This is a genomic window from Lutimonas halocynthiae (assembly GCF_030409835.1).
Lineage (GTDB): Bacteria > Bacteroidota > Bacteroidia > Flavobacteriales > Flavobacteriaceae > Lutimonas > Lutimonas halocynthiae.
Genome location: NZ_JAUFQO010000002.1, coordinates 335,619 through 350,639, shown reverse-complemented (window position 1 = coordinate 350,639; position 15,021 = coordinate 335,619). Strand labels below are relative to the sequence as shown.

General features: G+C 35.6%; 16 protein-coding genes. 14 read left to right on the top strand and 2 right to left on the bottom strand.

Annotated features, from left to right (window positions below; translation table 11 throughout):
• The 5 genes from QWY87_RS04540 to rplT all read left to right on the top strand — a co-directional run.
• Positions 1-292 (top strand): hypothetical protein (locus QWY87_RS04540; protein ID WP_290288760.1); only part of this gene is annotated, 292 nt, incomplete at its 5' end.
• A gap of 260 nt (positions 293-552) precedes the next feature.
• Positions 553-2,493 carry a threonine--tRNA ligase gene (gene thrS, locus QWY87_RS04535; RefSeq protein ID WP_290288758.1) on the top strand — a complete coding sequence of 647 codons (1,941 nt, stop codon included), beginning with the start codon at positions 553-555 and terminating at the stop codon, positions 2,491-2,493.
• 85 nt (positions 2,494-2,578) lie between these two features.
• Positions 2,579-3,094 (top strand): translation initiation factor IF-3, encoded by a 516-nt coding sequence (gene infC / locus QWY87_RS04530; RefSeq protein ID WP_290288766.1) that lies wholly within the window; start codon positions 2,579-2,581, stop codon positions 3,092-3,094.
• Between the two features lie 47 nt (positions 3,095-3,141).
• The gene (rpmI, locus tag QWY87_RS04525; protein ID WP_290288755.1) at positions 3,142-3,339 is read left to right on the top strand and encodes a 50S ribosomal protein L35; all 198 of its coding nucleotides are present in this window, start codon (positions 3,142-3,144) and stop codon (positions 3,337-3,339) included.
• A 93-nt stretch (positions 3,340-3,432) separates the two neighbouring features.
• The gene (rplT, locus tag QWY87_RS04520; RefSeq protein ID WP_290288750.1) at positions 3,433-3,777 is read left to right on the top strand and encodes a 50S ribosomal protein L20; all 345 of its coding nucleotides are present in this window, start codon (positions 3,433-3,435) and stop codon (positions 3,775-3,777) included.
• A gap of 93 nt (positions 3,778-3,870) precedes the next feature.
• Here the strand turns inward: rplT and prfA are convergent, their stop codons facing one another.
• A complete protein-coding gene (prfA, locus tag QWY87_RS04515; protein WP_290288745.1) occupies positions 3,871-4,947 on the bottom strand; it encodes a peptide chain release factor 1 in 1,077 nt (358 codons plus the stop codon).
• Between the two features lie 147 nt (positions 4,948-5,094).
• Between prfA and QWY87_RS04510 the strand changes: the two genes are divergently transcribed.
• On the top strand, positions 5,095-5,511 hold the full coding sequence (locus tag QWY87_RS04510) for a c-type cytochrome (protein WP_290288740.1): 417 nt from the start codon (positions 5,095-5,097) through the stop codon (positions 5,509-5,511).
• A gap of 72 nt (positions 5,512-5,583) precedes the next feature.
• Here QWY87_RS04510 and gdhA read toward each other — a convergent pair whose 3' ends face one another.
• A complete protein-coding gene (gene gdhA / locus QWY87_RS04505) occupies positions 5,584-6,930 on the bottom strand; it encodes an NADP-specific glutamate dehydrogenase (protein ID WP_290288738.1) in 1,347 nt (448 codons plus the stop codon).
• Between the two features lie 216 nt (positions 6,931-7,146).
• Here gdhA and pheS point away from each other — a divergent pair, with 216 nt between their 5' ends.
• From pheS to QWY87_RS04465, 8 genes are all read left to right on the top strand, one after another.
• Positions 7,147-8,166 carry a phenylalanine--tRNA ligase subunit alpha gene (pheS, locus tag QWY87_RS04500; protein WP_290288736.1) on the top strand — a complete coding sequence of 340 codons (1,020 nt, stop codon included), beginning with the start codon at positions 7,147-7,149 and terminating at the stop codon, positions 8,164-8,166.
• Positions 8,167-8,169: 3 nt separating this feature from the next.
• The gene (locus QWY87_RS04495; RefSeq protein ID WP_290288735.1) at positions 8,170-8,625 is read left to right on the top strand and encodes a retropepsin-like aspartic protease; all 456 of its coding nucleotides are present in this window, start codon (positions 8,170-8,172) and stop codon (positions 8,623-8,625) included.
• On the top strand, positions 8,622-9,797 hold the full coding sequence (locus tag QWY87_RS04490; RefSeq protein ID WP_290288733.1) for an AIR synthase related protein: 1,176 nt from the start codon (positions 8,622-8,624) through the stop codon (positions 9,795-9,797). The genes QWY87_RS04495 and QWY87_RS04490 overlap by 4 nt, the downstream gene beginning before the upstream one ends.
• A gap of 56 nt (positions 9,798-9,853) precedes the next feature.
• Positions 9,854-11,332, top strand: a complete 1,479-nt coding sequence (locus QWY87_RS04485) for a DUF5687 family protein (RefSeq protein WP_290288732.1) — start codon at positions 9,854-9,856, stop codon at positions 11,330-11,332.
• Positions 11,333-11,338: 6 nt separating this feature from the next.
• Positions 11,339-12,034 (top strand): ABC transporter ATP-binding protein, encoded by a 696-nt coding sequence (locus QWY87_RS04480; protein ID WP_290288730.1) that lies wholly within the window; start codon positions 11,339-11,341, stop codon positions 12,032-12,034.
• Positions 12,035-12,264: 230 nt separating this feature from the next.
• Positions 12,265-14,421, top strand: a complete 2,157-nt coding sequence (gene porW, locus QWY87_RS04475; RefSeq protein WP_494337524.1) for a type IX secretion system periplasmic lipoprotein PorW/SprE — start codon at positions 12,265-12,267, stop codon at positions 14,419-14,421.
• Positions 14,422-14,433: 12 nt separating this feature from the next.
• A complete protein-coding gene (locus QWY87_RS04470; protein ID WP_290288727.1) occupies positions 14,434-14,832 on the top strand; it encodes a bactofilin family protein in 399 nt (132 codons plus the stop codon).
• Positions 14,801-15,019: an AtpZ/AtpI family protein gene (locus tag QWY87_RS04465; protein WP_290288724.1), complete on the top strand. Its 219-nt coding sequence runs from the start codon at positions 14,801-14,803 to the stop codon at positions 15,017-15,019. Before QWY87_RS04470 ends, QWY87_RS04465 begins: the two co-directional genes overlap by 32 nt.
• The last annotated feature ends 2 nt before the right edge of the window (positions 15,020-15,021 follow it).

Here is a 15,021-nt window from a genome sequence, read left to right as displayed (position 1 = left end):
TCTGCTAAATAAATTTAACAAACTAAAACAAATAATTTTACTCTCTTTGTTACGCTGTCAATCTTCAATATTTTCAATGAACTTTTATTCTCTTTCTCGCTCTTCTCCCTTCAACATCTTCTTATCTACTTCTCAAAGCGGCTGCAAAAATAAAACCTTTTTTTCTTTCCACCTAATAAAAAATAAAATATTTTTTCGATGGTCTTTTGGGGCTTTATTTCAACTTGAACTTCGCTTTGAAAACAGTACTATTACCGTTTTTAAGCGGCTGCAAAAATACAACCAAATATAAATACCAACCTAATTATTTCTTTACTTTTTTTGCTATTTTTTTCATGACTTTTGCAATAGGCTGATAACCCGTTGTTTCTGACGTAAAAAATTTGCAATTATTTCACACTTGATTTAGCCATTTTTAAGGATGAATTTTAGCCTATACCTATTATATATACCAAGTATTTAAAAATTTGAAAAAATGCCTCAAATATAGACTCACATTCTATTCCTTATTTAATTTCTGATATGTATCTTTGCCTCCTTATAATTAAGCACATGATTAAGATTACTTTACCAGATGGTACTATTAAGGAGTTTGAAAAGAATTCAACTCCAATGGATGTTGCAAAAAGCATCAGCGAAGGATTGGCCAGAAATGTTATTTCTGCCCGATTCAACGACGATACTGTTGAGACTAAAACACCATTAACTTCAGACGGGAGCCTTACGCTCTTTACCTGGAACAATCCTGAAGGTAAAAAAGCATTCTGGCATTCATCTGCCCATTTGCTCGCTCAAGCTATTCTTTCATTTTACCCGGAAGCCAAATTGACGATCGGACCAGCCATTGAAAACGGCTTCTATTATGACGTAGATTTTGGAAATGAAACAATCTCTGAAAATGACTTTAAAAAGATTGAGGATAAAATGCTCGAATTTGCCAGACAAAAATTCGAATTCGAAATGCGTGAAGTATCTAAAGAGGATGCTTTAACTTATTATAAAGACCAAGGCAATGAATTTAAGGTTGAATTAATCGAAAATTTAACTGACGGAGACATCACCTTTTGTGATCATAGTGATTTCACAGATCTTTGTCGAGGAGGACATGTGCCTAATACTGGTATTATAAAAGCCACTAAGATCATGAGTGTTGCTGGTGCCTATTGGAGAGGTGATGAAACCAAACCTCAATTGACGAGAGTTTATGGTATTTCATTCCCTAAACAAAAAGAACTGAAAGAATATCTTGCTCTTTTAGAGGAAGCGAAAAAAAGAGACCACAGAAAACTGGGGAAAGAACTTGAATTGTTTGCTTTTTCTGCAAAAGTTGGACAGGGTCTTCCATTATGGCTACCAAAAGGAGCAGCATTAAGAGAAAGACTTGAGAATTTCTTAAAAAAAGCCCAGAAAAAGGCGGGTTATGAAATGGTCATCAGCCCTCATATTGGTCAAAAGGAACTTTATGTCACCTCAGGACATTATGCAAAATATGGAGAAGACAGTTTTCAACCTATTCATACACCAAAAGAAAATGAAGAATTTCTTTTAAAACCGATGAACTGTCCGCATCATTGCGAAATTTATAATGTAAAACCATATTCTTATAAAGACCTACCAAAAAGGTTTGCTGAATTCGGTACTGTATACAGATATGAACAGAGTGGAGAACTTCACGGCTTGACCAGAGTGAGAGGGTTTACACAGGATGATGCACATATCTTTTGTACACCAGACCAATTGATAGAAGAATTTAACGCGGTAATTGATATTGTGCTTTATGTTTTCAGCGCCTTAGGCTTCAAAGATTTCACAACGCAGATATCACTTCGTGACCCTGATGATAAGGAGAAATATATAGGTAGTGATGAAAATTGGGAAAAAGCAGAAAATGCTATCATGCAATCTGCCAAGGAGAAAAATCTTAAAACAGTAATTGAATATGGAGAAGCGGCCTTTTACGGTCCAAAATTAGACTTTATGGTAAAGGATGTTTTGGGCAGAAATTGGCAGTTAGGAACGATTCAAGTAGACTATAATTTACCTGAAAGATTTGATCTTACGTATAAAGGATCAGACAATCAATTGCACCGACCTGTAATGATCCACCGCGCGCCTTTTGGCTCAATGGAAAGATTTATTGCCATACTTATCGAGCATACTGGAGGTAATTTCCCTCTATGGCTCACGCCGGAACAAGTTATTTTACTACCAATCAGCGAGAAATACGAGAATTATACTAAAAAAGTTTTACATTTGCTAGAAAATCACGAAATTCGCGCCCTCGTTGACAACCGCAATGAAAAAGTTGGTAGGAAAATTAGAGACGCAGAGTTGAGTAAAATTCCGTTTATGCTAATTATCGGAGAGAATGAAGAAAAAGACGGAACGGTGTCAGTGAGAAAACATAGTGAAGGTGATTTAGGCTCCTTTTCAATTGAAGAATTTGCCGGAATTATCCAAACTGAAATAGATAAAACATTACAACAATTCTAAAGTATAACAAATCCCTTAGGGATTTTAAAAATTTACAGCTATAGCAATTCGAAGAAACAGAGGAGCAAGAAAACCTTGGAGGATTATTAAAGAAGATTTACACAAGATAAATCGCAAAATAGACGCTCCAGAAGTACGTCTAGTAGGAGATAATGTTGAAACAGGTATCTATCCAACTAGAAAGGCACAGGAAATAGCAAATGAACTGGATCTTGATCTTGTAGAGATCTCTCCAAAAGCTAAACCTCCAGTTTGTAAGATCATAGAGTACAAAAAGTTTCTTTATGAACAGAAAAAACGCGAAAAAGCTCTAAAGTCTAAGGCTACTAAAGTAATTGTTAAAGAAATTAGATTCGGACCGAATACCGATGAACACGATTTTGAATTCAAGAAGAAACACGCTGTCAAATTTTTGGAGAGTGGTGCTAAATTAAAAGCATATGTTTTCTTTAAAGGAAGATCAATTGTATTTAAAGACCAGGGGCAAATTTTATTATTAAGATTGGCTCAGGAATTAGAAGATTACGGTACAGTGGAGCAAATGCCAAGACTGGAAGGTAAGAGAATGACGATGTTCATTGCTTCTAAAAAGAAGAAATAAGGAGTAGGAAAAATATTATTATAAGCAAGTAATAAAATAGGAAGAAGATGCCTAAAATGAAGACAAAATCCAGTGCAAAGAAACGTTTTAAACTAACGGGTACTGGTAAGATCAAAAGAAAACACGCTTTCAAGAGTCATATTTTGACCAAGAAAAGTAAGAAACGTAAATTAAAGCTTACACATGCAGGTTTAGTTCATAAATCTGATGTAGCGAACATCAAGCAACAATTAGCGTTAAAATAAACCCAAGAGGTTTAAAGGTAATTAATTATAAACCATGTGTTAGTGCCCATAAAATGATTTTTAAATCTGCCTGACACAAAAACAATTTAAAACATGCCAAGATCAGTAAATTCAGTAGCCAAAAGAGCTCGTAGAAAAAAGATTTTAAAACAAGCCAAAGGATTCTTTGGAAGTCGTAAAAATGTATATACAGTTGCAAAGAATGCAATTGACAAAGCAATGCTTTATGCATATCGCGACAGAAAACAAAACAAAAGAAACTTTCGTGGTCTATGGATCCAGCGTATCAATGCAGGAGCTCGTGAGCACGGTCTGTCTTACTCGCAATTCATGGGTAAAGTCAAAGCAAACAATATCGAATTGAACAGAAAAGTTCTTGCCGACCTTGCGATGAATAACCCGGAAGCTTTCAAAGCGGTAGTAGATAAAGTAAAATAAAAATTAATTCTTGCTTATAATAAAAAAAACCTGAGGCTTTAACCTCAGGTTTTTTTATGTCTTGCTGTGAAGAGATATCAAATATCAACCCTGTTAAAAGTCGGTTTCCGTAGCTCTTAGTTTCTCCGAATTTTCTTCAAGCTTCAATTCTTCTATAATTTTATGCAAATCACCATTGATCACATTACTTAGATCATATAAGGTAAGTCCTATTCTGTGTTCGGTAACCCTTCCTTGTGGATAATTATAGGTTCTGATCTTTGCTGATCTATCACCACTTGCCACCAAGGTTTTACGCTTCAGGGAGTCTTCCTTCAATTTTTTCTCTAACTCAACTTCATAGATTCTTGTTCGAAGTACTTTAAAGGCTTTATCTTTATTCTTGTGCTGTGATTTCTGATCTTGACACTGCGCCACTATTCCTGAAGGAACATGCGTTAGTCTCACCGCAGAATAAGTTGTATTTACAGATTGTCCACCTGGCCCGGAAGCACAAAAATAATCTACCCTTACATCACTCATCTTTAAATCAATATCAAACTCTTCAGCCTCTGGAAGCACCATTACTGTGGCTGCTGATGTATGCACTCTACCTTGGGTCTCTGTCTGAGGAACTCGTTGCACCCTATGAACGCCTGATTCAAACTTCATGGTGCCATAAACATCTTCCCCACTAATACTGAAAATAATCTCTTTGAAGCCACCCGAGGTCCCTTCACTAAGATCTTCCAGCTCAACTTTCCAGCCACTATCAGATGCAAACTTTGTATACATTCTATATAAATCACCAGCAAAGATACTTGCCTCATCGCCTCCGGTACCGGCTCTGATTTCTACGATGACATTCTTAGCATCTTCAGGATCTTTCGGAATTAGCAAGAATTTAATCTCTTCCTCCAACTGACTTATTTTCTCTTTGCCTTCTTCAAGCTGCATTTTCGCCATCTCAACCATTTCTGCATCAGAACCATCAGATATGATCTCATTGGCTTCTTCTATATTTGATAGTGCGCCTGTATATTCTTCACCTTTATCAACAATCTTCTTCAGGTCTTTATATTCCTTATTCAGCCTGACATATCGCTTTTGATCAGTAATCACATCCGGCTGGATAATCAAATCAGAAACTTCATCGAATCTTTGTTTTACTATCCTTAGTTTATCAATCATCCTCTTTTAATTATGTCGTAAATTTAACACATTTTATTCTTAGTAGGGCATAAGAATTATTAAGCTTAATTATCTTGATTTACTTGCAGAGATTTGCCAATTTTATAATAAATTTGTAGTATTAATTTAACCAGTAAATTTTTTACCATGAAAAAAATACTTTTCGTATTTGCACTCTTTTCCTTGACTATAATTAGTTGCGGGGAAACAAAAAAAGAAGACGTTAAAAAAGAAATTGAAACACCTCAAGAAGAAGCTAAAGAAGCTCCAGCCGCAGGAAATGATATGATTGCTTTAGGAGAAAAACTTTTTACAGATAAGACTTGTGTATCTTGTCACCAACTTGACGCAAAGATTGTTGGCCCTTCAATAAAGGATATCGTAAAAATATATGACCAGTATGATGCCAGTCTGGTAGAATTTTTAAAAGGCAATAAAGAAGCAATTGTTGAAACAGACCCAGGTCAGGTGGCCATTATGAAAGCTAACCTTGATGGTTTTGTAAAAGATCTTAAAGATGAAGAACTTGAAGCTTTAGCAGCTTATATGAAAAATGCCAAATAAAAGGCATTCATTCTTAAAACAAAAAACCTTTCATCATAGATGAAAGGTTTTTTTTGATGTGAACTATTAGCGTTACACTACACCCTGAGCAAGCATGGCATCAGCCACTTTGACAAAGCCCGCAATGTTAGCGCCTTTTACGTAATCTATATACCCGTCTTCACCTTTACCATATTTGATACATGAATCATGAATATTGGTCATTATATCTTTTAACTTTCCATCAACCTCTTCTCTGGTCCAGTTTAATCTCAATGAGTTTTGACTCATTTCAAGACCAGATGTAGCTACCCCTCCAGCATTAGAAGCTTTACCAGGAGCATATAAAATTTTTGCTTCGATAAAAGTATGTACAGCATCTAAGTTAGACGGCATGTTAGCGCCTTCACTCACTGCGAAACATCCGTTTTTCAATAATGCTTTAGCATCATCTCCGTTTAACTCATTCTGAGTGGCACAAGGCATCGCTATATCACATTTCTCATTCCATGGAGTATTACCAGCTACAAATTTAGCAGATGGATATTTCTTAACGTATTCATTGATACGTCCTCTTCTGACATTCTTAAGCTCCATTACAAAAGCTAATTTCTCCTCATCTATACCATCAGCATCATGAATATATCCTGATGAATCTGATAAGGTCACTACTTTAGCACCTAATTGAGTAGCCTTTTCAGTTGCATACTGCGCAACATTTCCAGAACCTGACACAAGAACGGTTTTCCCTTTCATTGAATCATTTCGTGTTTTTAGCATATTCTCTGCAAAATATACAGTTCCATAACCTGTAGCTTCCGGTCTGATCAAAGACCCACCCCAAGACATTCCTTTACCTGTAAGAACTCCGGTAAATTCATTCTTAAGACGCTTATACATTCCGTACAAATAACCAATTTCTCTTCCTCCTACCCCAATATCACCCGCAGGCACATCTGTGTTCGGACCAATATGACGATAAAGTTCAGTCATAAAACTCTGACAGAATCTCATAATTTCGTTATCTGACTTCCCTTTTGGGTCAAAATCAGAACCTCCTTTACCACCACCCATTGGTAATGTTGTTAAACTGTTTTTGAACACCTGCTCAAAAGCAAGAAATTTCAAAATACTCATATTAACCGTTGGATGAAAACGCAACCCACCTTTATAAGGACCAATTGCTGAATTCATTTGAATACGATATCCTCGATTGACGCAGATCTCCCCTTGATCATCAACCCAGGCCACACGAAAAGTAATCGCCCTTTCAGGCTCAACCATGCGCATTAAAATATTCTTACCGTGATAAATATCTTTGGTTACAATATATGGGATAACCGTTTCGGCAACTTCCTGAACGGCTTGCATGAATTCTAGTTCATGTCCATTTCGTGCCCCAACTTCTTCCATAAAGGCATCTAAAATTTTTGAGTTCATAATTATACAGGGTTTAAATTATTATAACTTGATTTTTTCATAGCAAAAATAATTAAATTCCTAATAATGTACTACTGAATAGGTCTTTTATTTCCACTTATTTTCATTGCTTTATTAACTGTTTTAAAAGACCTGATTGACTCCTAAAATTTGCCTCCATTCGAAGCTGAATCCAACAAAAAAATGTAAATTTGCCATCTAAATTTATTTGGAGTAATGAAGAACAAAATACATGACCATTTAAATGATATCCAAGATTTTAGAACGGATAGCGCTGAAAAAATCGAGGCATTCAGAATTAAGTATTTAGGGAGCAAAGGCCTTCTTAAGCAGCTGTTTTCAGAATTTAAAGATGTAGAACCTACTTTGAAAAAGGAAATTGGTCAATCTTTGAATCAGTTGAGAAATGCCGCAACTGAAAAAATCAACGAGCTAAAGAACAGCCTTGACAATTCTGGTGCAGAAAATAATACTTATGGTGACCTTACGCGTCCTGGTGAACCTTTAGAATTAGGAGCAAGACATCCAATTTCTATTGTGAAAAATCAGATTATTGATGTGTTTTCAAGAATTGGATTCAATGTATCAGAAGGTCCTGAAATTGAGGATGACTGGCACAACTTTACAGCACTCAACCTTCCGGAATATCATCCGGCCAGAGATATGCAGGATACTTTCTTCATTGAACAAGATCCTGACATTCTTTTAAGAACGCATACTTCATCAGTTCAGGTGAGGTATATGGAAAACAACAAGCCTCCTATCAGAACTATTTCTCCGGGCAGGGTGTTTAGAAATGAAGATATATCGGCAAGAGCCCATTGTATCTTTCATCAAATTGAAGGTTTATATATTGACACTGATGTTTCATTTGCCGATCTGAAACAAACGCTTTTATATTTCACTAAAGAAATGTTTGGAAAATCAAAGATCAGGCTAAGACCATCATACTTCCCATTTACTGAGCCAAGTGCTGAAGTAGATATTTACTGGGGTCTTGAAACGGAAACTGATTATAGAATTACAAAAGGAACGGGTTGGCTTGAAATCATGGGATGTGGCATGGTAGACCCTAATGTATTAAAAAATGCAAATATCGATCCTGAAAAATATACGGGCTATGCTTTCGGAATGGGAATAGAAAGGATTGCAATGCTACTCTATCAAATTCCTGATATCAGAATGTTCTATGAAAATGATGTTAGATTTCTCGATCAATTTAAATCTGTAATCTAAATTATGCAGGACCTAAAAGATTTTTTGATTCAACAAGGATATGTACGTGTTAAATTAAAAAAGACCATCACAAATCATTTTGAAATAAAAGCGAAGATTAACGGTGTAAAGGGAAGTTTCATTCTAGACACGGGTGCTTCAAAGTCATGTGTAGGAACTGAGGATATTGAATTTTTTAATTTGATGTCAGAAGAGTCTGAACATAAAGCGAGCGGTGCCGGACCTAGTGAAATAGACACTTTAATTTCCAGTAAAAACGAGATCAATCTTGGAAAGTTCAAAATCAAAAAGTTATCACTTATTTTGATTGACCTCAGCCATATCAATAAGGCACTTGAAAAGCAGGAAGCCAATCCTGTAAAAGGAATAATTGGTGCAGACATTTTAATCAAAGGCAAGGCCATTATTGACTACAATAAAAAGTACTTATATTTATTGAACAAAAAGAAAAAATCATGAGCACTGAGGATAACAGATACAGTCTAAGAGGGGTTTCAGCTCAAAAAGAAGATGTGCATAAAGCGATCAAAAATGTCGATAAAGGACTTTTCCCTAAAGCCTTTTGCAAGATTGTACCTGACCACCTTACTAATGATGATGACTACTGTTTGGTAATGCATGCTGATGGTGCCGGAACAAAATCTTCATTGGCCTATATGTATTGGAAAGAAACTGGTGATATTTCTGTTTGGAAAGGAATTGCCCAGGATGCCTTGATTATGAATATCGATGATTTATTATGCGTTGGAGCAACTGACAATATTATACTTTCTTCTACTATAGGGCGAAATAAAAACCTTATTCCGGGAGAAGTAATCTCAGCCATTATCAACGGCACAGAAGAATTACTAAAAGAACTTGAAGGATTTGGCGTTAAAATACACTCCACAGGTGGTGAGACGGCAGATGTGGGTGACCTGGTCAGAACCATCATTGTTGACTCAACAGTCACTGCCAGGCTAAAAAGAAGCGAAGTTATTGATAATGCTAATATTTCAGATGGAGATGTTATCGTTGGATTGGCTTCTTTCGGACAAGCTACCTATGAAAAGGAGTATAATGGAGGTATGGGAAGTAACGGCCTGACAAGTGCCCGACATGACGTATTCGCCAAATATCTTGCGTCAAAATATCCAGAAAGCTATGATGCAGCGGTCCCATCAGATTTGGTATACTCAGGAAATGTAAAACTTACTGAAAAGGTTGAAGGTGTACCTGTAGATGCTGGAAAGTTAGTCTTATCACCTACTAGGACCTACGCTCCTATTATCATGAAAATGTTAGAAAAACACAGAGAAAATATTCATGGAATGGTGCATTGCAGTGGCGGGGCACAAACCAAAATACTCCACTTTGTCGAAAATCTGCATATCATAAAAGATAATTTGTTCGAAGTGCCACCCTTGTTTCAATTGATACAAGAGCAGTCAAAAACAAATTGGAGAGAAATGTATCAGGTGTTTAATTGCGGACATAGAATGGAATTGTATGTTCCCGCTGAAATTGCCGAAGACCTAATCAATATTTCCAAATCATTCGGAGTAGACGCTCAGATTGTTGGAAGGGTTGAAAAAGCTGACTCAAAAAAGCTGACTATTACAGGTCCTAACGGGAATTTTGAATATTCTTAGGCCTATTTGCGTAACAAATTTTAAATTAGCGATACCAATAAGCAAAACTAACCCCCATGGTATCCGATTTTATTAGATTAGAATGGAAACAGTTCATTCGATCGTCCTATTGGCAAAAAAGCGTTGCCTTAAATATTATTCTGGTTTTTGTAGCACTTTATTTCATTCTGGTTTTTTTAGGTCTGGGTATCATACTTTTCCCTTTATTAAAGGAGAAAATGCCAGACAAGGATCCTTTTAATACCGTCAACCAATTTCTGTTTTTTTGGTTTCTGGCGGATTTGCTCATGCGCTTCTTTTTTCAGAAGTTACCAGTGATGAGTATAAAACCCCTACTGACGCTGCCGGTTAAAAAAAATAAAATCGTTCATTATGTACTGGGTAAATCTGTCTTGTCATTTTTTAATTTTTTGCCTTTATTTACAGTAATTCCTCTTGGCACCACGCTTCTTCTAGAAGGATATGACGCTGCTATTATCGTGAACTGGATGGTCTTATTATTTATATGCACACTAATAATTAACTTCCTCAATTTTATAATTGAAAGTAAATCAGCATCTACAGATCTGGCCATGCTGCCAATTTTAACTTTGGTCGGATTGCTTTATCTTCTTACGCATTTTGAATTGATTGCACTTGACAACTACTTGTCATTAGCTGTGCATTGGCTCATTTCCAATAGCTTGTTTTTACTTATTCCTATGGGCATCTTAGCTCTTTTATACAGTATTAATTTTAGGATGCTTAAAAAACAATTATACCTTGATCAGTCACTGAAATCAAAAGTGACTGTGGTTTCATCCTCTGATCTTTCATGGACCAATCGATTTGGCAATAGCGCTCCTTTCTTACAATTAGATCTTAGAATGCTTTGGAGAAATAAACGCCCCAGATCTTCAGTCTTTATTGTGCTCCTTGGTTTGTTTTATGGCCTGATCTTTTATCCTAACCCACAGTATCAAGACATGCCAGCCATGTATGTATTTGTCGGAATTTTTGTAACAGGAATTTTTCTGATCAATTTTGGCCAATTTATTCCGGCCTGGGATAGTGGTTACTACAAATTACTCATGAGTCAAAATATACCTTATAAAGACTACCTTCAGTCAAAGTATCTATTAATGGCCAGTAGCGCATTTTTAATGTTTGTACTGAGTATTCCTTATGTATACTTTGGATGGAAAGTTTTATTAATTCATTTTGCGGCCATGATTTACAACATTGGCATCAATACACATGTCTTACTTTATGCGGGGTCTTTTAATAGAAAAAAAATCAATTTAAGCGAAAGAGCTGCTTTTAACTATCAAGGTACAGGTGCGGTTCAATGGCTTTTAGGTATTCCGCTGCTACTTTTACCTTTAGGATTCTTTTATCTCGGTTACAAACTAGTCAATTTTCAAACTGGCATTGCAACGCTTATAGGTCTCGGTATCCTAGGGTTTCTATTTCATGAAGTATTAATGAAGTTCATCACAAAAAAATATATCGAAGTCAAACACAGCATGGTCAATGCCTTTGATCAGGATAATTAATGAATTATGATAAACGCAACAGATCTTTCTAAAAAATATGGTGATAGTACGGTTCTTAATATCGAATCACTTGACATCCCCAAAGGGCAATCTTTTGGCCTGGTAGGCAATAATGGAGCCGGAAAAACTACTTTTTTCAATTTGGTTCTTGACCTTATTAAGCCTAGCACTGGTCAGGTAATAAACAATGATATTAAAGTAAATATTAGTGAAGATTGGAAGCCTTTTACTGCTGCCTTTATTGACGAGAGTTTCTTAATTGGATATTTAACACCTGAAGAATATTTTGACTTTATTGCAAAACTTCGAGGCGTAAATAATGTTGACCTTACTACATTTTTAAATCAGTTCGAAGAACTTTTTAACGATGAAATTCTCGGTCAAAAAAAATACCTGAGAGATCTTTCCAAAGGGAATCAAAAAAAAACAGGTATTGTAGCTGCTTTAATCGGGCAGCCTGAAGTTGTAATTCTTGATGAACCTTTTGCCAATCTGGACCCTACAACACAAATTCGGCTGAAAAAAACTTTAAAAAAGATCAATGCTGAATCACACTCCACGCTTTTGATTTCTAGTCATGATCTTGGCCATATCACGGAGGTCTGTGAGCGAATTGTTGTATTAAATAAAGGTGAAATTATTAAAGATTTGAAGACTTCGGATGAAACCCTAAAGGAATTAGAGCAATTCTTCTCAACATAATAGATTCATTTAACAAAGACATGTTCATTAACTGGTGGTCTTTTAAGATTTTTTCGACATTTCAATCAAAGTCTTTTATTAATCAGGACTCTTAACACAAAAATTTATGATTAATTTGTACTTTTACCCCACCCCCGTCGTTTACCAAAGTATTAAGACAAGCCAAGGCTAAAATTTTGAAAAAAGGGATCAAACGTATCATATTTTGCATCGGATCGATTTTACTCGTCATGAGCTGTTCTACTCAGAAAGACACTTTTTTGAGTAGAACGAGCCATTCTATGTCTGCGAAATACAACGTACTGTATAATGGAAACATAGCATTTGATGAAGCCAAGATGCAGCTGGATGATTCTTATGAAGACAACTTTTGGGAAAGACTTCCAATCGAGCCATTAAAAATTGAAGAAGAAATAATTCCATTACCTGGCCAAAGTGTCAACAAAGACACTGAAGCACAAGGGTTTGATAAAGCTGAAGAAAAAGCTGTCAAATCTATTCAAAAGCACTCGATGGTAATTGATGGTTATGAAAAAAACAGTCAAATTGATGAAGCCTACTTGCTACTAGGAAAATCGAGATATTATCTGCAACGATTCATCCCAGCTCTTGAAGCTTTCACTTTTGGCATTGAAAATTATCCCAATGCGAATTTATATCGAGACACTAAAATCTGGAAAGCCAAGGCTCATGTCAGATTGCAAAATGAAAAACTAGCAATTGAAACTTTAAAATCAGTTCTTAGAAATGTCAGTTTGACGGATGAAGAATATGAAAAGGCACACACTGCAATGGCCATGGCCTATACTCAGATTGACAGCACTCATTTGGTTGTTGATCATTTGAAAAAAGCGACATACTACTTAACAGATCTAAATCAGGGAGCTAGAAACCTCTTTATTCTTGGTCAAATTTATAGAGAACAGGAAAAAATTGATTCATCAAATATGGTGTTTGAATCTTTAACCTACATGAAAAATATTCCTCAAAAATATAAAGTTCATGCCGCCATTGAAAGGGCCAAGAATTATTCAGATGCAGATAGCACAAGTATCATTGTTTATACTTTACAAGATCTTATTAAGAACAGAGATAACAGGCCGTATCTAGATGAACTTTACTATCAGGCTGGTATCATTTCATTGGCCAATGAAAGTTACGAACAGGCACGTGGACTATTTGAACTTTCTGTGATTCACAATACTAAAAAACCCTATCAAAAAAGCCTTTCCTACGAAAGATTGGGAGATTTTTATTTCGACAAAACCAGTTTTGAAATGGCAGGCGCATATTACGATAGTGTTATGCAAATTCCCATTGACCAGAATACAAAGCGAATTCGTAAAATAATTCGCAAAAGAGAAAGCCTTAATGACGTGATTTATTATGAACATATAGCCAGAAAAAGTGACAGTATCCTTACATTAGCCAATATGTCTGAGGAAGAAAGTACTATATATTTCAAAGGCTATATTGAACAACTCAAGGCCAAATATGAAGCTGAGCAAATCGCTAAAGAACAGTTTGGAGCCAATATGGGTATGGGCGAATTCGCTACCTCAAATAACAACTACGATGACGGTGGTAAGTTCTATTTTTACAACGCACAATTGGTAGGGCTCGGTAAACAGGAATTTAAAAACAAATACGGCAATCGATCATTAGGAGATTTCTGGCTTATTTCTCAAAATGTCGGCTTGAGTTCTGACATTGAAGTAACTGAAACTAAAGTTGAACTTGACACGAGTTTACTTTTCAATGTTGCCTATTACAAAGAGCAAATCCCAAAAAGTGAAAAAGTTCTCGATAGCATTACACAAACAAGAAATGATGCTTATTATAATCTTGGACTCATCTATAAGGAACAATTTAAAGAATATGAGATTGCCGCCGTTGATTTTGAAAAATTTCTAGAAATTGACCCTCAGGAAAATCTGATTTTACCCGTAAAATACCATCTTTATAAAACATATGAGTTTTTTAACACCGAGATGAGCAATAAATACAGAGATGATATCGTTACTAATTATCCAGGATCACGTTATGCAGAAATCATCAAAAACCCTAAAAACGTTTTAGAAAGCAGCAATGACGACAATAGTCCTGAATATTTTTACAAAATTGCCTTCGTGTGCTATGAAGAAGAAGATTTTGAATACTCCCTTAGAACTGTTAATGACGGACTTGATAAGTTCAAAGGCCTTGAAATAGAGGCTAAATTTGAATTATTAAAAGCACATCTTCTTTATAAAACCAAAGGAGAAGCCGAATTTATGGATAAACTAAATGAAATTATTTTAAACTATCCTAACACTGAAGAAAGTGATTATGCAGAAGAGGCAATCACAAAATTTTCAGCATTAAAAGAAGCATCACAACAAAATTAAAACTATAACATTATGTTCAACGAAAAAAAAGAAAATCCAAACCCAGTTGGAGAACGTAACATTATCGCAAAGAATTCTTCACTTGTAGGAGATATTAAATCTGATGGAGATTTTAGAGTAGACGGTAAAATTGAAGGAACAATTCAGACAAGTGGTCGTGTAGTAATCGGCAAAGAAGGTTATGTCTCAGGCACTATTGATTGTACAAATGCTGATATTGAAGGGACTTTCTCAGGAAAATTAATTGTAGACCAGATCCTTTCACTTAAAAGTACGGCTGACATCAGTGGAGATGTTGTCATGGGTAAATTATCAGTAGAACCAGGAGCAGTATTTAATGCTACTTGTGCCATGAAAAGTGCGGTCAAAGTAATTCAAAATGGTGCAGAAAAAACCAAAAAAACGGCTTAATAAATATATAGTTCTTACGGGTATTGGCTTGCAAATGGGAATAACCATTTATCTTGCTGCACGTTTAGGCAAGTGGCTCGATGCGACTTACACTGACAATAAGAGTTTTACAATCGTACTAACCCTATTAGGAATAGTCCTGTCTTTCTATAGCCTTTTAGCGCAATTAAAAAATTTAGAGGACTAATT

Excerpts from the sequence above, each read along its gene's own strand:
- thrS (WP_290288758.1), top strand. The coding sequence starts at position 553 with ATGATTAAGATTACTTTACCAGATGGTACTATTAAGGAGTTTGAAAAG.
- rpmI (WP_290288755.1), top strand. The coding sequence starts at position 3,142 with ATGCCTAAAATGAAGACAAAATCCAGTGCAAAGAAACGTTTTAAACTA.
- rplT (WP_290288750.1), top strand. The coding sequence starts at position 3,433 with ATGCCAAGATCAGTAAATTCAGTAGCCAAAAGAGCTCGTAGAAAAAAG.
- prfA (WP_290288745.1), bottom strand. The coding sequence starts at position 4,947 with ATGATTGATAAACTAAGGATAGTAAAACAAAGATTCGATGAAGTTTCT.
- QWY87_RS04510 (WP_290288740.1), top strand. The coding sequence starts at position 5,095 with ATGAAAAAAATACTTTTCGTATTTGCACTCTTTTCCTTGACTATAATT.
- gdhA (WP_290288738.1), bottom strand. The coding sequence starts at position 6,930 with ATGAACTCAAAAATTTTAGATGCCTTTATGGAAGAAGTTGGGGCACGA.
- pheS (WP_290288736.1), top strand. The coding sequence starts at position 7,147 with ATGAAGAACAAAATACATGACCATTTAAATGATATCCAAGATTTTAGA.
- QWY87_RS04495 (WP_290288735.1), top strand. The coding sequence starts at position 8,170 with ATGCAGGACCTAAAAGATTTTTTGATTCAACAAGGATATGTACGTGTT.
- QWY87_RS04490 (WP_290288733.1), top strand. The coding sequence starts at position 8,622 with ATGAGCACTGAGGATAACAGATACAGTCTAAGAGGGGTTTCAGCTCAA.
- QWY87_RS04485 (WP_290288732.1), top strand. The coding sequence starts at position 9,854 with ATGGTATCCGATTTTATTAGATTAGAATGGAAACAGTTCATTCGATCG.
- QWY87_RS04480 (WP_290288730.1), top strand. The coding sequence starts at position 11,339 with ATGATAAACGCAACAGATCTTTCTAAAAAATATGGTGATAGTACGGTT.
- porW (WP_494337524.1), top strand. The coding sequence starts at position 12,265 with ATGAGCTGTTCTACTCAGAAAGACACTTTTTTGAGTAGAACGAGCCAT.
- QWY87_RS04470 (WP_290288727.1), top strand. The coding sequence starts at position 14,434 with ATGTTCAACGAAAAAAAAGAAAATCCAAACCCAGTTGGAGAACGTAAC.
- QWY87_RS04465 (WP_290288724.1), top strand. The coding sequence starts at position 14,801 with ATGGTGCAGAAAAAACCAAAAAAACGGCTTAATAAATATATAGTTCTT.